We start from the raw sequence: 17,689 nt of genomic DNA, 5'->3' as shown, positions 1-17,689 counted from the left end.
ATCGTTGAGGGAGTGGTCGAGGGACGACGTACGGGGGACACGACGATGCGCGGGACGGGCGTGATCAAGGAGATGCCAGAGACGGCCGAGAGCGAGGCGTTGGCCACGCTGCACCGGGTCTTCGGGTACGAGGCCTTCCGCGGCGAGCAGGAAGCGGTCATCGAGCATGTGGTCGGAGGCGGCGACGCCGTCGTCCTCATGCCCACCGGTGGCGGCAAGTCGCTCTGCTACCAGATCCCGGCCCTGGTCAGGCCCGGTACGGGCGTGGTGATCTCCCCGCTGATCGCGCTCATGCAGGACCAGGTGGACGCCCTGCGCGCCCTCGGTGTGCGGGCCGGCTTCATCAACTCCACACAGGACTTCGACGAGCGGCGCGTGGTCGAGGCCGAGTTCCTCGCCGGTGAGCTGGACCTGCTGTACCTGGCCCCGGAGCGGCTGCGCGTGGAGGCCACGCTGGACCTGCTCTCCCGCGGCAAGATCTCCGTCTTCGCGATCGACGAGGCGCACTGCGTGTCCCAGTGGGGCCACGACTTCCGCCCCGACTACCTGACCCTCTCCCTGCTCGGCGAGCGCTGGCCGGACGTCCCGCGGATCGCCCTGACGGCCACGGCCACCCGCGCCACCCACCAGGAGATCACCCAGCGCCTGCACATGCCGGCGGCCCGCCACTTCGTCGCCAGCTTCGACCGGCCCAACATCCAGTACCGGATCGTGCCCAAGGCCGACCCCAGAAAGCAGCTGCTCGCCTTCCTGCGGGAGGAGCACCCGGGCGACGCCGGCATCGTGTACTGCCTCTCCCGGAACTCCGTGGAGCGCACCGCCGAGTTCCTGAGCGCCAACGGCGTCGAGGCGGTGCCCTACCACGCGGGCCTGGACGCGGGCACGCGCGCCTCCCACCAGGCCCGGTTCCTGCGCGAGGACGGCCTGGTCGTGGTCGCGACCATCGCGTTCGGCATGGGCATCGACAAGCCGGACGTGCGTTTCGTCGCCCACCTGGACCTGCCCAAGTCGATCGAGGGCTACTACCAGGAGACCGGCCGCGCGGGCCGTGACGGCCTCGCCTCCACCGCCTGGATGGCCTACGGCCTCAATGACGTCGTGCAGCAGCGCAAGCTGATCCAGTCCGGCGAGGGCGACGAGGCCTTCCGCCGCCGGGCCGGCGCCCACCTCGACGCGATGCTCGCCCTGTGCGAGACCGCCCGGTGCCGGCGCGGTCAGCTGCTCGCCTACTTCGGCCAGGACCCGGACACCTCGGGCTGCGGCAACTGCGACACCTGCCTCACCCCGCCCGAGACCTGGGACGGCACGATCGCCGCGCAGAAGGTGCTGTCGACGGTGGTGCGGCTGCAGCGGGAGCGCGGGCAGAAGTTCGGCGCCCTGCAGATCGTCGACATCCTGCTCGGCAAGCGCACCGGCAAGGTGATCCAGTTCGACCACGACCAGCTGTCCGTGTTCGGCATCGGGCAGGACCTCGCCGAGGCCGAGTGGCGCGGCGTCATCCGGCAGCTGCTGGCCCAGGGGCTGCTCGCGGTCGAGGGGGAGTACGGCACGCTGGTGCTCACCGAGGCGAGCGGATCGGTACTGCGGAGCGAGCGGGAGGTGCCGCTGCGCAAGGAGCCGAAGAAGCCGGCCGCCTCCCGGTCGGGTTCCGGCGCCGGCTCCGGCCGGGGCGGCGGCAAGGCCAAGACCGTCGCCGCCGAGCTGCCCGAGGAGCTGCTCCCCGCCTACGAGGCCCTGCGCGCCTGGCGCACCGAGCGGGCCCGGGAACAGGGCGTCCCGCCGTACTTCATCTTCAACGACGCCACCCTGCGCGGGATCGTCTCCCGCATGCCGGGTTCGGTGCGGGAACTGGCCACGGTCAGCGGGGTCGGCGAGAAGAAGCTGGCGACGTACGGGGAGGGAGTGCTCGCCGTGCTGTCCTCCCTGGACGGCTCCGGCGCGGCCGCCGCCGAGCCGCCCGCGCCCGGTGAGTCCCCGGAGGACGACTGGCCCGGCCCGGGGGACGAGCCGGAGCCGGACGACTGGATATAGCCGACGGGGGGAGTCGACCCTCAGGACAGCGCCGTCAGCCCCGGGGCGAACGTGATGAGCAGCGGCAGCAACGGCACCAGCGCCGCCACCGTCGTCGTCAGCGCCCGGTGCCGGCGCAGCAGCCGCGGCGGGGGCTCCAGAAGGCGGTCCACGCGCTCGCCGAGGAGGCGGCGGCTGGAGGCGCAGGACAGCACACCGCGGTGCTGGTTCAGCTCGATCAGGGCGAGGGCCGTGGTGAGGTGACCGCAGCGGCGGGAGGCCGTGTCGTCGGCGGCCAGTTCGACCAGCCGGTGCGTCTGGTCGCAGAAGTGGGCGAAGAGCGGGATCCGCGGGAAGCCCGTGGCGAGGGCGGTGGACAGATGCAGCAGCCAGTCGTGGTGGGCGCGGGCGTGGCCGCGCTCGTGGGTGAGGACCGCGTCCAGCTGGTGGTCGGTCAGGCGCTGCAGCGCCCCGGTGGTCACGACCAGCTGGGGCGGGTGCCCGGGCATCCACCAGGCGTCCGGGTACTCGTCCTCCAGCACCAGCATCGGCCCGCGCGTCGCGGGCAGCCCCGCGGGCAGGTCGGGGGCGCGTTCGCGCAGCTGGGCCCGGGCCTGGCCGCGGCGCCGGCGGGCCTCGGTGAGCTCCCGGGCGAGCATCGCGGTCGTCCAGGCGGCCCCGCCGGCCAGCAGCACGGTGAGGGCGACGGCCCACACCGGCGCGGTGGACAGGTCGTACGCGGCGGTGACGGCGGGCGGCGCGGGGGCGAAGACCTGGTCGCGGACGGTGTGGAAGACGGCCGCCGCGCCCAGCACCAGCGCGGTCAGACAGCACAACAGGACCGTGGCGACCAGGCACTGCCACACCCACAGGGCGACCACGGGTTCCCGCTCGGGCCACGCGGCCCGGGTCAGCGCGCGCGGCGCCGGTACGGCGGCCGTCAGGGCGAGGACGCTCAGCAGGAGCAGGCAGACGGTCATGCCGGGGCTCCGGTTCCTGGTCGGAGAGGCGTGCGGGTGTCGGGTGGTGCGGGCCGACGCGCCGAGGGCGCGTCGCGTGGTGCGTGTCCCCGTCAGTATGACGGGGACAGGGCCGCACGTCAGGTGTCCTGCGCCGAACTCGTCCCCGGACCACGACGTTCGCGTCCCCGGACCACGCCGATCGCGCACGACCCGACCGCGAACCAGCCGGTCGCGCACCACCCCACCACGAACCGGCCGATCGCGAGCCAACCGACCGCGACCCCTCGCCCCTCACCTCACCCCGAGACGACGCGCCCGCTGACCTCCCCGAGTCCGATCCGGCCCCCGTCCTCCCCGGGTGCCCACGCCGTCAGGGTCACCACGTCCCCGTCCTCCAGGAACGTGCGCTTGCCGTCGGGGAGTTCGAGCGGGTCACGGCCGTTCCAGGTCAGCTCCAGCAGGGAGCCGCGCTGGTTCTCGGCCGGACCGCTGACCGTGCCCGAGCCGTACAGGTCGCCGGTGCGCAGCGAGGCCCCGTTGACCGTCATGTGGGCGAGCTGCTGGGCGGCGGTCCAGTACATGGTGGAGAACGGCGGCTCGGACACCACATGGCCGTTGATGGCGACGGAGATCCGCAGGTCGTAGCCGCCGGGCTCGATCCCGGGAGCCGAGTCGTCCAGGTAGGGCAGCAGCGGGTGCGTGCGCTCCGGAGGCGCCACGCGCGCGGGCTCCAGCGCCTCCAGCGGGGTGATCCACGCCGACACCGAGGTCGCGAAGGACTTGCCGAGGAACGGGCCGAGGGGGACGTACTCCCAGGCCTGGATGTCCCGCGCCGACCAGTCGTTCAGCAGGCAGAGCCCGAAGACGTGCTCCCGGAAGTCGCCGAGCGCGACCGGCCGGCCCAGCTCGGAGGGCACGCCCACCACGAAGCCGACCTCCGCCTCGATGTCCAGCCGGACGGAGGGGCCGAAGACGGGGGCGGGGTCGCCGGGGCCCTTGCGCTGCCCGGACGGCCGTACGACGTCCGTGCCCGAGACCACGACCGTGCCGGAGCGGCCGTGGTAACCGATCGGCAGGTGCTTCCAGTTGGGGGTCAGCGAGTCCTCGGCGTCCGGGCGGAAGATCTGGCCGACGTTGCGGGCGTGGTTCTCGGAGGCGTAGAAGTCGACGTAGTCGGCCACCTGGAAGGGCAGGTGGAGGGTCACCGACGACAAGGGGTGGAACAGCGGCTCGATCGCCGACCGGTGGGAGGGCACCGTCACCCACGCCGTCAGCGCGCGCCGCACGTCCGACCAGGCGGTGCGCCCGGCCGCCAGCAGCGGGTCGAGCGAGGGCTGCGCGAGCAGGGAGACGTACGGGGAGCCGAGCGCGGCGGCCGCGGTGCCCGCGTCGAGGACGTGGTCACCGAGCCGGACGCCGACCCTCCGCTCCGTGCTGCCGGCGGGCGAGAACACGCCATAGGGAAGGTTGTGCGGACCGAAGGGGTCGCCCTCGGGGACGTCGAAGGGGGGCATGCGGTTACTGCCTCACTCTCATCCGGGCCATGCATGGCGCTGTGTTCCATGTGGTCGCGCCACACGTTACGGCTGAGGTGCACGTCTTGGGCAGTGCCCCAGGGGTTGCCCGCGTGGTGTCTAAAGAGTTCGCAGCAGCTCTCGCGTTGCGCGTCCCGCTCACCCTCGGCGTCCGCGTCCGCACCGCCCCCCCCCAGGCCACAGTGCCTCCAGAACAACGTAACGCCCACCACTGACAGCGGAGGGGGCACTTGGGGCCGGGCGGTGCACAAGTCCGGGAAGCGCACGGTGAGTCGAGGGGACGCGATGTCCGTATTCTCTGATCATGGCCGCACCCCCCGCGTACGCACTGATCGCCACCGACCTGGACGGGACGCTGCTGCGCGGCGACGACACCGTCTCCGACCGGTCGCTCGCCGCCCTCGCGCGGGCGACGCGCGCCGGTGCGCGGCACCTGGTGGTGACGGGGCGCCCGGCCCCGCGGGTACGGCCGCTGCTGGACGCCCTCGGCCGCACGGGGCTCGCGGTGTGCGGGCAGGGCGCGCAGGTCTACGACGCCGGGGCCGACCGGCTGCTGTGGTCGGTCCGGCTGGACCGGGAGCTGGCCGAGGTCGCGCTCGGCAAGATCGAGGCCGAGGTGGGGCAGGTCTACGCGGCCGTCGACCAGGACGGGGTGGACGGGCTCACGCTGATCGAGCCCGGGTATCTGATGCCGCACCCGACCCTGCCCGCCGTGCGGGTCGGCCGCCGCGACGACCTGTGGTGCGAGCCCATCAGCAAGGTGCTGCTGCGCCACCACTCACTGTCCGACGACGAGTTGGCGGCGACCGCGCGCGCGGTGGTGGGTTCGCTCGCGACGGTCACGATGTCGGGGCCGGGAACCGTGGAGCTCCAGCCGTGCGGTGTCACCAAGGCGACGGGGCTGGCGCTGGCCGCCGAGTACCTGGGGATCGAGGCCGAGCGGGCCCTCGCCTTCGGCGACATGCCCAACGACATCCCCATGTTCGACTGGGCGGGACGCGGTGTCGCCATGGCCAACGCGCACCCCGAACTCAAGGCCGTCGCCGACGAGGTCACGAAGTCGAACGAGGACGACGGCATCGCCGTCGTCCTCGAAAGACTGTTCCCGGCCGGCTGACCGGATCTCAGCAGGGCCTGCCGCGCGTGTGGACCGGTGGATCAGTAGGCGCCGAAGACGTTGTCGATCGACCCGTAGCGGGCGGCCGCGTAGTTGCAGGCGGCCGTGATGTTCGCGACCGGGTCGTAGATGTCGAAGGACGTGCCGGCCACGTGGTACGTGTTGAACGTGGGGTCGATGACCTGGAGCAGGCCCTTGGACGGGATGCCCTTGGCGGCGTTGGAGTCCCAGAGGTTGATGGCCCGCGGGTTGCCCGACGACTCGCGGATGATGTTGCGGTGGATGCCGTTGTAGGTGCCCGGGATCTTCTTCTCGGCCATGATCGCGAGCGACTCGCGGATCCAGCCGTCGAGGTTGTTCGGGTACCCGGCCAGGGTGGTGCCGGTCGTGGTGGTGGAACCGGCGGCGGAGGCGCTGGTGGCCCCGATGAGCGGCAGGGCGAGCACGGCGGCGCCGGTGCCGACGACGGTGAGCGTGCGGAAGAGGCGGGACGAGCGGGCGCGGCGGGGCTGAGCGGCAGCAGGCATGGCTTTTTCCTCTCCGTCGCCTGCGAGGTGAGCTGTCGGGTTCGGGCGGGGAGGTGCCCGGCCGCGCCACCAGGCCCGTTGGGCTCTGGAGGAGGCGCGACTTCACCCCGAGCCGTTCCGGTGCGACACGTGTCGACCGGTCTGGCGGCTTACCTGGGTCCCCCGCTCCTGCCGTACGAAATGAGTTCGTCGATGGGTGGTGTCAGACGCGGCAGGATTCGGCGTTCGTCTGACGGCCCGGAACGTATGCGACAGCACATGTCCGGAACAAGTACCGGATTCACAAGAAGGCCTAGTTGACCTTGATCTATGCCGATTTGGGTACTTGATCCTTTGCGGTTGCCAATCCTCAACTGCCCGACAGGCAAGGCGAGAAGGGTGGCCGGGCCGGTGTGGCCGCCAGGGAGGGTGAGTGACCCAATTCACGTAACGGCAAATTACGCAAAATCAGACATGGGGGATTAGTTGGATTCGCTCTTAATGGGGCCATTGGTGGGTTTAAGTCCCCTCGGGCCCGGAACCTCTGAGGCGGCGCCCTTCGTTGAAGAGGGGTGAGGTGGCTCCGGGGTTGCCTCCGGGGCCGCCTCTGGGGGTGCGCTCGACCTCACGTTCGGGACTGCCTGCGGGTTGTCGAACGCGCATCCGGTCGGCGTGTATTCCGGCGACAGGGGGCGCGCCTTCCCGTTAAGTAAGGAAATGTCCGTTCTTATCGGATGGTGGAGAACATCACGTCCGTGATGCCGATACCGCCCGGGCTGGACCGGTGGGTGCTATCGGTGATCGAAAGGGGACCGGATACGCTGAGTCGAGTGATGGCAACGACCTATCGACAAACCGTGTAATCGCCAGCAGGCACCAGCAGACAGGAGACCCTCGTGACCGTCGTCGGGCCGTTCGGGCTGAGCGTGCGGGACCAGGCTCTGGAAGCCGATGTCCAGGCCGGATTGGCGGCTGTCGAGGAAGGCTTGCTCGCGGCCACCAAGAGCGAGGTCCCGTTCATCACGGAGGCCGCGCAGCACCTGGTTCGAGCCGGCGGGAAGCGGTTCCGGCCGCTGCTCGTGATGCTCGCGGCCCAGTTCGGCGACCCCTACGCGCCGCGCGTCGTGCCGTCGGCCGTGGTCGTGGAGCTGACCCACCTGGCCACGCTGTATCACGACGACGTCATGGACGAGGCGGCCGTGCGGCGCGGTGTGGACAGCGCCAACACCCGCTGGGGCAACTCCGTCGCGGTCCTCACCGGCGATTTCCTCTTCGCCCGCGCCTCCCAGATACTCGCCGACCTCGGCCCCGAGGCCGTCCGGGTGCAGGCCCTCGCGTTCGAGCGGCTGGTCACCGGGCAGATCCTGGAGACCGCCGGTCCCCAGGACGGCCGTGACCCCGTCGAGCACTACCTGGACGTGCTGGGCGGCAAGACGGGCTCCCTGGTGGCCGTGTCCTGCCGGTTCGGCGCGATGATGTCCGGCGCCGACGAGACGGTCATCGACGTGCTCACCCAGTACGGCGAGCGGCTCGGGGTTGCCTTCCAGCTCGCGGACGACGTCCTGGACATCGCCTCCGACTCGCACGAGTCCGGCAAGACCCCGGGCACCGACCTGCGCGAGGGCATCCCCACCCTGCCCGTGCTCCGGCTGCGCGAGCGGGCCGCCCGGCTGGGTCTGCCCGAGGACATCGAGCTGTGCGAGCTGCTGGACTCCGACCTCAGCGACGACACCCGGCACGCCCGGGCGCTGGCCGGCCTGCGCGCCCACCCCGCGCTGGAGCAGGCCCGCCGGGACACCATCCGGTACGCGGAGGAGGCCCGGGCCGCGCTGTCCCCGCTCCGGGAGTGCGACGCCAAGACGGCGCTGACCGAGCTCTGCGACGCCGTGGTGCACCGCGCCGGCTAGGACGCCTGCCAGGTCCTGCCAGGCCCTGCCGGGACCTTCCACGGGCCCGGCCACCGGCCCGCAGCACACGACGAGGGCGGTGTCTCCCCCCGCGACCCCTACGGGTCGGGGGAGACACCGCCCTCGTGCGTCATACCGCAGGCGTACACGGAGTTGGCTCCGTGGTCTGACGCCCCGGCACGGCGGATTTGGTCTGATGGAAACCACGGAAATCAGCACTCCTCACCGATTCGGGTGAGAATGGCGGCTCAAGTGGACCAGCGTGAGGACAGCCGCCGCCGACGACGGAGGTAAGGCACACATGGCACCGTACGAATCCGACGACGCGACCGGCGCCGCAGCGGACGAGGACCTGCGCTCCGGACGCCGCAAGGCGGCCCGGTACGTCGTCCCGGTCGCGGTGGTGGGGGTGGCGGCGGCCACGATCGGGCTGGTCCCGGCGCTCGCCGACTCCGGTGACCCCGACCTGCCGAAGATCACCGCACAGCAGCTCATCGAGAAGATGGCCAAGTCGGACGTGCAGCAGCTGTCCGGCACCGTGAAGGTCAGCACCGACCTCGGCCTGCCGGACCTCGGCGGCCTGGAGAACAGCCTGGCCTCGGGTGCGGCCCAGGGCGGCGACGGCTCCTCCGCGGACCCGTCGTCCAAGCTCACCGAGCTGGTCTCCGGCACGCACACCCTGCGCGTGGCCACCGACGGCCCCGACCGGCAGAAGCTCTCCCTGCTCGAGCGCGGATCCGAGTACAGCCTCATCCACGACGGCAAGGACGTGTGGGGCTACGACAGCAAGAGCAACGAGGTCTTCCACGGCACCGCCGACGACTCCGGCAAGGACCACCGCCGGGCCGAGCCGCCGGCCACGCCCAAGGACTTCGCCGACGAGGCCCTGAAGTCGGTCGACGACACCACGTCCGTGACCGTCGACGGCACCGCCCAGGTCGCCGGACGCGACGCCTACAAGCTGCTGATCAGGCCCAAGCAGTCCGGCACCACGGTCGGCGCGATCAGCATCGCGGTGGACGCGAAGACCGGCATGCCGCTGAAGTTCACGCTGACCCCGAAGAGCGGCGGCGCCGCCGTGTTCGACGCGGGCTTCACCCAGGTCGCCTTCGCCCGCCCGGCCGCCTCCACCTTCGACTTCACCCCGCCCAAGGGCGCGAAGGTCACCGAGCAGAAGGACGAGCCGAAGGCGAAGGAGCACGCTCCGAAGCTCGGCGAGGACTTCGCCCAGGGGATGGACGGGGCCAAGGTCATCGGCAAGGGCTGGAACGCCATAGCCACCTTCGACACCGGCGCCGAGGGCGGCATGCCCTCCGGCTCCGAGGGCGGTGCCTTCGGCGGCTTCCTCGGCTCGCTCGGCGACCAGGTCTCCGGCACGTTCGGCAAGGGCACGGTCTTCTCCACCCGCCTGGTCAACGCCCTGATCACCGACGACGGCAAGGTGTACGCCGGCGCGGTGACCAAGGACGCGCTGGTGAAGGCGGCGAACGAAGGGAAGTAACCCTCCCGGGGCCTTTCCAGGGGCCTTCAGGGCCTTCACGGCCCCGGAGCTATCAGGCTCCGGGGCTTTCACGGGCCCTGGGGCCATCGGAGGCCCTCCGGGCACGACGAATCGAAGGGGAGCCGATGGACGACGCACCGTCCGCCACGCAGCCGGACCCGGAGGACGCGGCGGCGAGCGTCATCGCCACCCGCGGCCTCACCAAGCGCTACCGCGGCGGGCAACTCGCCGTGGACGGTCTCGACCTGACCGTCCCGGCGGCCAGCGTCTTCGGCTTCCTCGGCCCGAACGGCTCCGGCAAGACCACCACCATCCGCATGCTGATGGGCCTGATCGAGCCGACCTCGGGCACGGCCCGGGTCCTGGGCCGCCCCATGCCCCGGGCCGCCCGGCAGGTCCTCCCCGAGGTCGGCGCGCTCATCGAGGGCCCGGCCCTGTACGGCTTCCTCTCCGGCCGGGACAACCTGCTGCGCTACGACTCCGCGGACCCGACCGCCGACCCACGCACCCGGCGCGCCCGGGTCGCCGCCGCCCTGGACCGGGTGGGTCTCGCGGCCGCCGCGGGCAAGAAGGCCAAGGCGTACTCGCTCGGCATGAAGCAGCGCCTGGGCCTGGCCGCCGCGCTGCTCCAGCCGCGCAGACTGCTCGTCCTGGACGAGCCCACCAACGGGCTCGACCCGCAGGGCATGCGCGAAATCCGCACTCTCATCCGCGAGTTGGCCTCCGACGGCACCACCGTCTTCCTGTCCTCGCACCTCCTCGACGAGATCGAGCAGGTGTGCAGCCATGCGGCGGTGATGGCACAGGGCCGGCTCGTCACCCAGGGCGCGGTGGCCGACCTGGCCGCCGGGGCGCGCGGCCGACTGGTCGTGAACACACCGGATCCCGGCGAGGCGGCCCGGGTGTTGAAGGAACAGGGCGTCACGGACGTCACCGTGGACGGCGACCGGGTGACCGCCGAGCCGCCGGCCCAGGACCTCGCCGAGGTGAACGCGGCCCTGGTCGCGGCGGGTGTCCGGGTGAGGGGCTTCGCGCTCGAACGAGCCTCCCTGGAGGACGCGTTCGTGGCACTGACAGGGGAGGGCTTCGATGTCGCGGGCTGAGGCACTTCGGGCACCGGCCGCACCCAGGTCCGGCCGCCCGCATCCGCTGTGGACCCTCGGGCTGCTGCGCAGCGAACTGGTCACCACCGTCCGCCGCTGGCGCACACTCGCGCTGCTCGGAGTGCTGGCGGCGGTGCCGGTGCTGGTCGGGATCGCGGTGAAGATCGAGACACGGAACGGCTCGACGGCCGGCGGGGGCGGCGGCGAAGGCCCGGCCTTCATCGCCCAGATCACCAACAACGGGCTGTTCCTGGTGTTCACGGCGCTCGCCGCCACCCTGCCGTTCTTCCTGCCGATGGCGGTCGGCGTCGTCGCCGGTGACGCGATCGCGGGCGAGGCGGGCTCCGGCACCCTGCGCTATCTGCTGGTCGCCCCGGCCGGGCGCACCCGGCTGCTGCTCACCAAGTACACGACGGTGATGGCGTTCTGTGTGCTCGCCACTCTCGTCGTGGCCGTCTCCGCACTGCTCGTCGGCGCGCTGCTGTTCCCGCTCGGCGACCTCACCACCATCTCGGGCACCCGGATCAGCTTCGCCGAGGGTCTGGGCCGGGCCCTGCTGATAGCCCTGGCCGTGGCCGCCTCACTGGTCGGCGTCGCCGCCCTCGGCCTGTTCGTGTCGACCCTGACCAACAGCGGCATCGCGGCGATGGCGACCACGGTCGGTCTGCTCATCACCGTCCAGATCCTCGACCAGATACCCCAACTGCACGCGCTCCAGCCGTACTTCTTCTCCCACTACTGGCTGTCCTTCGCCGACCTGATGCGCGACCCGGTCTACTGGGACGACCTGATGAAGAACCTCGGCCTCCAGGCGCTGTACGCGGCGGTGTTCGGCTCGGCGGCGTGGGCCAGGTTCACGACGAAGGACATCAGCGCGTAGGGGATGTCAGATCGCTTCGTGCGGGAAGCGCGCGAGCGGTGCCTCCTGTGCGAAGAACGTCTTCGCCCGCGTCAGCGCGTCGGTGTCCTTGAGGACGTCCCCCGGCGCGCTGCCGTTGCCGAGCAGCACCCCGCCGAAGCGCATCCGCAGGTAGGCGGCGGAGTTGTTGAGGGTGCCGACGAGCGGGTCCGCGACCGACGCGTCCCGGTCCGCCCGGGCCGACACGCCCCACAGGGTGCGCCCCGCCATGGTCGCCTTGAAGTCCACGCCCGGAGTGCGCAGCCAGCCCGACCAGTAGTCCAGGTAGCGCTTGGTGAGGCCGGAGACCGAGTACCAGTACAGCGGCGAGGCGATCACGACGTCCGTGGCCGCGAGGGTGGCGTCCAGCAGCACACCGGCCGGCGTGTCCGAGGCCGGCCGTACATGGTCGCTCTCATGCCGCAGGTCCGTGAAGTCGGGCAACGCGAGGTCGGCGAGCCGGATCCACTGCTGCTCCACGTCACCGGGCAGCTGTTCGGCAGCCTGTCGAGCCAGGATCTCGGTGTTTCCCTCGGTGCGGGCACTGCCCAGAACGAAGAGGAAGCGGCGGCTCATGGGTCCCCCAGAGTCAGCGATGTCGTACCACGGTTAAAGGCGCATGCATTTTATGCACATGCAAGCACTCCGTTTCAAGGGCGCGGCTGGTGCGAGGCTGTGACGTCGCAGTGACGCGCGAGGCGACATGGGCGGACACACTGGTTGGCAGGACGCGTACGAGCGGATCGCGACGGTTGGGGGAGTGAGGGAAACCGATGTCCGGACTCAGCTTCGAGAAGAAGCGTGTGCAGCAGCCCGTGGCACATCCGGCGGCGGTGCACGTCCGGGTGTCCGGTACGGGCAGCGCGTCGGTGGGCGGGACCTCGATCGTGGCGGAAGCGGACGAGACCATCCAGCAGGCCGTCCTGAACCACCTTCAGCGCCTCGCCATCTGCCTCGGCGCTCCGATACGCGCCCAGATCCACGACGACGGCGCCGGCTGCGTGGTCCCCCTGGAGGTCTCGGCGGACGGCGCCAGCCGGGTGGCCGGGGATCCGGTACGGGTGCGCCGTCCGGCGACGCCGGGTGCCGCGCAGGCGGCTCCGGCGGTGGTCCCGGGTACGGTGCAGGCCCCGACAGGGGTGTTCGGACCGGCCCCCGTCATGGAAGCGTCCTCATCTCACGCTGCGACCCCCGAGCCCGTACACGCTCCCGGGCCCGCACGCGCCCCCGAGCCCGTACACGCTCCCGCCCCCGAGCCCGCACGCGTCACGAAGCCCGCACCCACCCCCACTCCCGACCCCACCCCTGACTTCGAAGCCACCCCTCCCACCACGTCCACGCCCACCCCCGCCCGCGGCTTCGACGCCGTCGCCGAAGAGGTGTTGGGGGACGAGCCCGTGACCGAGACCGCGGAGGGCGCCGAGTTGCTCGCCGGGCCGATGGCGCGGATCAACGAGGCTGTTCGGGACGGCCGTATCGAGGTGGCGGCGGAACTCGCGGACCGTACCGTCGTCGAGGCGTCCGGTGTGCTGGGGCCGCGTCACCGTGAGGTACTGCACCTGCGGGAACTGACCGCGTACATCGCCTACTTGGCGGGCGACCCGATGCGTTCGTTCCACCTCTCCCTCGACCTGGCCCGTCAGCGGCGGGAGGCGCGGGACGCGGAGGCGGCGTACGGCAATGTGCGCAGCGCGGCCACCGCCTGGCGTGCCGTGCGCGATCCGGAGGAGGGGCTGCGGATGGGGCGGGACCTGATCGACCTGTGGACCGACCTGACGGCGGAGCCGGGGCCCGCGGCAGACGACCTTCAGCCGCTGGAGTCCGCCCGCGCCCGCATGATCCGCCTCACCGAGCGCGCGGCCCGGGCCGCCCAGGTGTGACCCTGGCCGGCCGGGCGCAAGGAAACCCGGTGCGGTCGCCGTACCGCTACTGCACGCAGAACTCGTTGCCCTCCGGGTCCGCCATGACCACCCACTCACCGGCGGGCTGCTTCACCTCCTGGAGCACCTTCGCGCCCAGCGCCTCCAGCCGTGCCACCTCCGCCACGCGCCGCCCCGCGCCGGCGTGCAGGTCGAGGTGGAGCCGGTTCTTGACGGTCTTCGCCTCCGGGACGCGCTGGAACAGCAGCCGCCGCCCGAGGCCGGTACCGGTGTCGGGGTCGTACGGGTCGTCGGGGTGCCGTACGGCGATGAGGTCACGGAAGGCGGGGCGGCCGTGGTACTCGACGGTCGCCCCGCCGGGCAGCGCGCCGGCCGCCAGCAGTCGCTCGATGAGGGCGGCGTTGTCCTCGGCCACGTAGTGCAGCGCGGCGGCCCAGAAGTCGGCCTGCGCATGCGGATCGGCCGCGTCGATGACGAGCTTCCAGTGCAGCGGGGTGGGCGTCTGTGTCGACATGCCCACCACTTATAGCGGCAATTTGCCGCGGCAGGGGAGCCGGCCCGTCAGGCCTCCACGGCCGCCGAGTCCGCCACCGCCGCCGCCGCCGAGTCCGACGCTGCCGACGCCGCCGAGTCCCGCGCCTCGACACGGGGTGCGGGTACGGTCTCCAGCGCCGCCCGCGTCTTCCTCGCGGAGCGCAGCGCGCTCCACGTCAGCATGACCAGCGCCAGCCACACCAGGGCGAAGCCGGCCCAGCGCTCGGGGGGCATGGCCTCGTGGAAGTAGAGGATGCCGAGGAGGAACTGGAAGACCGGGGCCAGGTACTGCAGCAGGCCCAGCGTGGACAGCGGGACCCGGATCGCCGCCGCGCCGAAGCAGACCAGCGGCAGCGCGGTGACGATGCCGGTCGAGGCGAGCAGGGCCGCGTGGCCCGGTCCGTCGCTCGCGAAGCTGGCCCCGCCGTGCCCGCCGAGCCAGAGGAGATAGCCGAGGGCGGGCAGGAACTGGATCGCGGTCTCGGCGGCCAGTGACTCGATGCCGCCGAGGGCGACCTTCTTCTTCACCAGGCCGTACGTGGCGAAGGAGAGCGCGAGGCACAGGGAGATCCACGGCGGGCGGCCGTAGCCGACGGTCAGGACGACGACGGCGGCGGCGCCGACCCCGACGGCGACCCACTGGAGGGGCCTCAGCCGTTCCTTGAGGATCAGCACGCCCATCGCGATGGTCACCAGCGGGTTGATGAAGTACCCGAGGGAGGCCTCGACCACGTGGCCGGCGTTCACGGCCCAGATGTAGACGCCCCAGTTCACGGTGATGACGCCGGCGGCCAGCGCGACGAGCGCGAGGCGGCGTGGCTGCCGCAGCAGCTCTCCCGCCCAGGCCCAGCGCCGTACGACGAGCAGCGCGGCGGCGACGAAGACGAGGGACCACACCATGCGATGGGCCAGGATCTCGGCCGCGCCGGCGGGCTTCAGCAGCGGCCAGAACAGGGGGACCAGCCCCCACATGCCGTAAGCGGCGAAGCCGTTCAGCAGGCCTATCCGGTGTTCGCCCTTGGGTGTCCCGGCCACGGGTCCCTCCTTCTCGCTTTCAGGCACGCGAGAAAGAAGGTAGCGCCGAGCACCCCGGTCTGTCATGCCCGTACCGCTATACGGTCATGACAGTCCGGGGTGAGGACGCTGAACAGCGGATTCAGTCCCTGAGCTTGCGCCGCTTCAGCCCTTGAGCGCGGCGGTCACGGCCTCCGCCAGCGGGGTGGTCGGGCGGCCGGTCAGGCGGGAGAGGTCGCCGGTGGAGACGACCAGCTCGCCCTTCACGACCGACGCGTCCACACCGGCGAGGATCGTGGCGACCGGCGCGGGCAGCCCGGCACCGGTGAGGATGCCCTCCATGACCTCGACGGTGACGGCGTTGTAGGCGATCTCCTTGCCGGTCTGCCGGCTCAGCTCGGCCGCGTACTCGGCGAGGCTCCACGCCTCGTCGCCGCCCAGCTCGTACGTCGTGTTCTCGTGGCCCTCGCCGGTCAGCACGGCGACCGCCGCCGCGGCGTAGTCGGCGCGGGCGGCCGAGGAGATCCGGCCCTCGCCCGCGGCGGCGACGACCGCGTTGTGCTCCAGCACGGGGGCGAGGTTCTCGGTGTAGTTCTCGTGGTACCAGCCGTTGCGCAGCAGGCTGTACGGCAGGCCGGAGGCGAGCAGCACCTCCTCGGTGGCCCGGTGGTCGTCGGCGAGCGCGGCCGTGAGGCTGCCCGGGGCGCTGGTGTACGCCAGCAGCGCCACGCCCGCCGCCCTGGCGGCGTCGATGACGACCTGGTGCTGCCGCACCCGGCCCTTGTCGAACTCGTTGCCGGAGATCAGCAGGACCTTGTCACCGGCGGCGAACAGGCCGTCGAAGGTCTCGGGCGCGTTGTAGTCGGCGACCGCGAGCTTCACCCCGCGCGCGGCGAAGTCGGCGGCCTTCGCCTTGTCCCGCACGACGGCGGTGATCTGCTCCGCCGGAACCTTCTCCAGCAGCTGCTCCACGACGTGGCGGCCGAGGTGTCCGGTGGCTCCGGTGACGACGATGCTCATGATGGGCGTTCTCCTTGTGGGGGTTCCGATGTCATCGACCCTAGGAGGAGCGCTAACCAAGCGAAAGTACCCACTTTGAAGTAAGGTACTGGTATGGCAGTAAGCAGCACGCGTGCGCGCACCGGAGCCGAAGCCGAGGCCATGTGTCCCTACCGGCTCGTCCTCGAACACGTCACCAGCCGCTGGGGCGTGCTCGTGCTGATCGAGCTGCTCGACGGCTCGCGGCGCTTCAGCGAGCTGCGGCGGGCGATCGACAAGGTGGGGCGGATCAGCGAGAAGATGCTCGCCCAGACCCTCCAGACCCTGGAGCGCGACGGCCTCGTCCACCGCGACGCCAAGCCGGTCATCCCGCCCCGCGTCGACTACTCCCTGACCGGCCTCGGCCGCGAGGCGGCGGAGCAGGTACGGGAGCTGGCCCGGTGGACGCACGAGCGCATGGGCGAGGTGGAGAAGGCCCGCCGGGCATACGACGAGGCCCGGGAAATCCAGTCCCGGGCCTCGTAGTCAGAACAGCCTCAGTAGTCAGGCGGTCAGTACAGCCTCAGCCGATGACCGTCCACGTGTCCCCGCCCGCCAGCAGCGTGGCCAGGTCGCCCTTGCCGTGTTGTTCGATGGCGGTGTCGAGCTGGTCGGCCATCGCCGTGTCGTAGACGGGCCGTTCGACGTTGCGGAAGACGCCGATCGGGGTGTGGTGCAGGGTGTCGGGGTCGGCCAGCCGCGACAGCGCGAAGGCGGTCGTGGGGGAGGACGACCGCGCGTCGTGGACGAGGACGTCCGCCTCGTTCTCCGGCGTCACGGTCACCACCTTCAGGTCACCGGTCTGCCGGTCGCGTACGACACCACGCTCGCCGTCGGTGCCGAAGCGGATCGGCTGCCCGTGCTCCAGGCGGATCAGCGCCTCCTCGGACCGCTGCTTGTCCTTGAGGGCGTCGAAGGCGCCGTCGTTGAAGATGTTGCAGTTCTGGTAGATCTCGATCAGGGCGGTGCCGGGGTGGTCGGCGGCCGCCCGCAGCACCTCGGTGAGGTGTTTGCGGTCGGAGTCGATGGTGCGGGCGACGAAGGAGGCCTCCGCGCCGAGCGCCAGGGACACCGGGTTGAACGGGGCGTCCAGCGACCCCATCGGGGTCGACTTGGTGATCTTGCCCATCTCGGACGTCGGCGAGTACTGCCCCTTCGTCAGGCCGTAGATCCGGTTGTTGAAGAGCAGGATCTTGAGGTTGACGTTGCGGCGCAGGGCGTGGATGAGGTGGTTGCCGCCGATGGACAGGGCGTCGCCGTCACCGGTGACGACCCACACGCTCAGGTCACGGCGCGAGGACGCCAGGCCGGTCGCGATGGCGGGGGCGCGGCCGTGGATGGAGTGCATCCCGTAGGTGTTCATGTAGTACGGGAAGCGGGAGGAGCAGCCGATGCCGGAGACGAAGACGATGTTCTCCTTCGCCAGGCCCAGCTCCGGCATGAAGCCCTGGACGGCGGCCAGGATCGCGTAGTCACCGCAGCCCGGGCACCAGCGCACCTCCTGGTCGGACTTGAAGTCCTTCATCGACTGCTTGGCCTCGGCCTTGGGGACCAGCTGCAGCAGCCCGTTGGTGGCGTCAGTCATCGATGGCCTCCTTGAGCGCGGCGGCGAGCTGTTCCGCCTTGAACGGCATGCCGTTGACCTGGTTGTGCGAGTGGGCGTCGACCAGGTACCTCGCCCGGA

16 protein-coding genes and 1 riboswitch are annotated in these 17,689 nt (G+C 71.4%); of the genes, 8 read left to right on the top strand and 8 right to left on the bottom strand.

All coding sequences use genetic code 11. The features are described 5' to 3' along the window. Positions 1-45 precede the first annotated feature (45 nt). Positions 46-2,031 (top strand): DNA helicase RecQ, encoded by a 1,986-nt coding sequence (gene recQ, locus ABZ865_RS38335; protein WP_361241287.1) that lies wholly within the window; start codon positions 46-48, stop codon positions 2,029-2,031. Between the two features lie 20 nt (positions 2,032-2,051). On the opposite strand, the gene ABZ865_RS38330 is transcribed toward recQ, so the two are convergent. Together ABZ865_RS38330 and fahA are read right to left on the bottom strand one after the other, a co-directional pair. After that, a complete protein-coding gene (locus ABZ865_RS38330; protein ID WP_361240934.1) occupies positions 2,052-2,990 on the bottom strand; it encodes a M56 family metallopeptidase in 939 nt (312 codons plus the stop codon). 278 nt (positions 2,991-3,268) lie between these two features. Next, complete coding sequence (gene fahA, locus ABZ865_RS38325) at positions 3,269-4,486, bottom strand: fumarylacetoacetase (protein ID WP_361240931.1); 1,218 nt, start codon at positions 4,484-4,486, stop codon at positions 3,269-3,271. Positions 4,487-4,811: 325 nt separating this feature from the next. On the opposite strand from fahA, the gene ABZ865_RS38320 reads away from it, so the two are divergent. Next, positions 4,812-5,624: an HAD family hydrolase gene (locus ABZ865_RS38320; protein WP_361240928.1), complete on the top strand. Its 813-nt coding sequence runs from the start codon at positions 4,812-4,814 to the stop codon at positions 5,622-5,624. A 41-nt stretch (positions 5,625-5,665) separates the two neighbouring features. Here the strand turns inward: ABZ865_RS38320 and ABZ865_RS38315 are convergent, their stop codons facing one another. Next, positions 5,666-6,151 carry a transglycosylase SLT domain-containing protein gene (locus ABZ865_RS38315; RefSeq protein WP_361240926.1) on the bottom strand — a complete coding sequence of 162 codons (486 nt, stop codon included), beginning with the start codon at positions 6,149-6,151 and terminating at the stop codon, positions 5,666-5,668. A 2-nt stretch (positions 6,152-6,153) separates the two neighbouring features. Continuing rightward, a riboswitch (cyclic di-AMP (ydaO/yuaA leader) is annotated at positions 6,154-6,384 on the bottom strand. A gap of 642 nt (positions 6,385-7,026) precedes the next feature. Here ABZ865_RS38315 and ABZ865_RS38310 point away from each other — a divergent pair. From ABZ865_RS38310 to ABZ865_RS38295, 4 genes are all read left to right on the top strand, one after another. Then, positions 7,027-8,037, top strand: a complete 1,011-nt coding sequence (locus ABZ865_RS38310) for a polyprenyl synthetase family protein (RefSeq protein WP_361240923.1) — start codon at positions 7,027-7,029, stop codon at positions 8,035-8,037. Positions 8,038-8,338: 301 nt separating this feature from the next. Then, complete coding sequence (locus tag ABZ865_RS38305) at positions 8,339-9,538, top strand: DUF2092 domain-containing protein (protein WP_361240920.1); 1,200 nt, start codon at positions 8,339-8,341, stop codon at positions 9,536-9,538. Between the two features lie 125 nt (positions 9,539-9,663). Next, positions 9,664-10,641 (top strand): ABC transporter ATP-binding protein, encoded by a 978-nt coding sequence (locus tag ABZ865_RS38300; RefSeq protein ID WP_361240917.1) that lies wholly within the window; start codon positions 9,664-9,666, stop codon positions 10,639-10,641. Then, on the top strand, positions 10,628-11,521 hold the full coding sequence (locus tag ABZ865_RS38295; RefSeq protein WP_361240914.1) for an ABC transporter permease: 894 nt from the start codon (positions 10,628-10,630) through the stop codon (positions 11,519-11,521). The genes ABZ865_RS38300 and ABZ865_RS38295 overlap by 14 nt, the downstream gene beginning before the upstream one ends. A gap of 6 nt (positions 11,522-11,527) precedes the next feature. On the opposite strand, the gene ABZ865_RS38290 is transcribed toward ABZ865_RS38295, so the two are convergent. Beyond that, positions 11,528-12,115 (bottom strand): NAD(P)H-dependent oxidoreductase, encoded by a 588-nt coding sequence (locus ABZ865_RS38290; protein WP_361240911.1) that lies wholly within the window; start codon positions 12,113-12,115, stop codon positions 11,528-11,530. A gap of 197 nt (positions 12,116-12,312) precedes the next feature. On the opposite strand from ABZ865_RS38290, the gene ABZ865_RS38285 reads away from it, so the two are divergent. Beyond that, positions 12,313-13,419 (top strand): hypothetical protein, encoded by a 1,107-nt coding sequence (locus ABZ865_RS38285; protein ID WP_361240908.1) that lies wholly within the window; start codon positions 12,313-12,315, stop codon positions 13,417-13,419. Positions 13,420-13,465: 46 nt separating this feature from the next. Here ABZ865_RS38285 and ABZ865_RS38280 read toward each other — a convergent pair whose 3' ends face one another. From ABZ865_RS38280 to ABZ865_RS38270, 3 genes are all read right to left on the bottom strand, one after another. Further along, positions 13,466-13,933, bottom strand: a complete 468-nt coding sequence (locus tag ABZ865_RS38280) for a VOC family protein (protein ID WP_361240905.1) — start codon at positions 13,931-13,933, stop codon at positions 13,466-13,468. A gap of 47 nt (positions 13,934-13,980) precedes the next feature. Continuing rightward, complete coding sequence (gene rarD, locus ABZ865_RS38275) at positions 13,981-14,988, bottom strand: EamA family transporter RarD (RefSeq protein ID WP_361240902.1); 1,008 nt, start codon at positions 14,986-14,988, stop codon at positions 13,981-13,983. A gap of 144 nt (positions 14,989-15,132) precedes the next feature. Next, positions 15,133-15,987 carry an SDR family oxidoreductase gene (locus ABZ865_RS38270; RefSeq protein WP_361240899.1) on the bottom strand — a complete coding sequence of 285 codons (855 nt, stop codon included), beginning with the start codon at positions 15,985-15,987 and terminating at the stop codon, positions 15,133-15,135. Between the two features lie 93 nt (positions 15,988-16,080). Between ABZ865_RS38270 and ABZ865_RS38265 the strand changes: the two genes are divergently transcribed. Next, positions 16,081-16,491 carry a helix-turn-helix domain-containing protein gene (locus tag ABZ865_RS38265; protein ID WP_361240896.1) on the top strand — a complete coding sequence of 137 codons (411 nt, stop codon included), beginning with the start codon at positions 16,081-16,083 and terminating at the stop codon, positions 16,489-16,491. Positions 16,492-16,528: 37 nt separating this feature from the next. On the opposite strand, the gene ABZ865_RS38260 is transcribed toward ABZ865_RS38265, so the two are convergent. After that, positions 16,529-17,590, bottom strand: coding sequence for a 2-oxoacid:ferredoxin oxidoreductase subunit beta (locus ABZ865_RS38260; protein ID WP_361240893.1), 1,062 nt, complete (start codon positions 17,588-17,590; stop codon positions 16,529-16,531). Positions 17,591-17,689: the final 99 nt, after the last annotated feature.

This window comes from Streptomyces sp. NPDC047085 (assembly GCF_040643735.1).
GTDB lineage: Bacteria > Actinomycetota > Actinomycetes > Streptomycetales > Streptomycetaceae > Streptomyces.
The sequence above is the reverse complement of the archived record's forward strand: the minus strand, read 5'-3'. Positions and strand labels throughout refer to the sequence as shown.

Bases quoted from the DNA above. Each gene is read 5' to 3' on its own strand.
- ABZ865_RS38260 (WP_361240893.1), bottom strand. From the start codon at position 17,590: ATGACTGACGCCACCAACGGGCTGCTGCAGCTGGTCCCCAAGGCCGAG.
- ABZ865_RS38300 (WP_361240917.1), top strand. From the start codon at position 9,664: ATGGACGACGCACCGTCCGCCACGCAGCCGGACCCGGAGGACGCGGCG.
- ABZ865_RS38290 (WP_361240911.1), bottom strand. From the start codon at position 12,115: ATGAGCCGCCGCTTCCTCTTCGTTCTGGGCAGTGCCCGCACCGAGGGA.
- ABZ865_RS38280 (WP_361240905.1), bottom strand. From the start codon at position 13,933: ATGTCGACACAGACGCCCACCCCGCTGCACTGGAAGCTCGTCATCGAC.
- ABZ865_RS38320 (WP_361240928.1), top strand. From the start codon at position 4,812: ATGGCCGCACCCCCCGCGTACGCACTGATCGCCACCGACCTGGACGGG.
- ABZ865_RS38295 (WP_361240914.1), top strand. From the start codon at position 10,628: ATGTCGCGGGCTGAGGCACTTCGGGCACCGGCCGCACCCAGGTCCGGC.
- ABZ865_RS38330 (WP_361240934.1), bottom strand. From the start codon at position 2,990: ATGACCGTCTGCCTGCTCCTGCTGAGCGTCCTCGCCCTGACGGCCGCC.
- ABZ865_RS38285 (WP_361240908.1), top strand. From the start codon at position 12,313: ATGTCCGGACTCAGCTTCGAGAAGAAGCGTGTGCAGCAGCCCGTGGCA.
- ABZ865_RS38305 (WP_361240920.1), top strand. From the start codon at position 8,339: ATGGCACCGTACGAATCCGACGACGCGACCGGCGCCGCAGCGGACGAG.
- ABZ865_RS38315 (WP_361240926.1), bottom strand. From the start codon at position 6,151: ATGCCTGCTGCCGCTCAGCCCCGCCGCGCCCGCTCGTCCCGCCTCTTC.
- ABZ865_RS38270 (WP_361240899.1), bottom strand. From the start codon at position 15,987: ATGAGCATCGTCGTCACCGGAGCCACCGGACACCTCGGCCGCCACGTC.
- ABZ865_RS38265 (WP_361240896.1), top strand. From the start codon at position 16,081: ATGGCAGTAAGCAGCACGCGTGCGCGCACCGGAGCCGAAGCCGAGGCC.
- recQ (WP_361241287.1), top strand. From the start codon at position 46: ATGCGCGGGACGGGCGTGATCAAGGAGATGCCAGAGACGGCCGAGAGC.
- fahA (WP_361240931.1), bottom strand. From the start codon at position 4,486: ATGCCCCCCTTCGACGTCCCCGAGGGCGACCCCTTCGGTCCGCACAAC.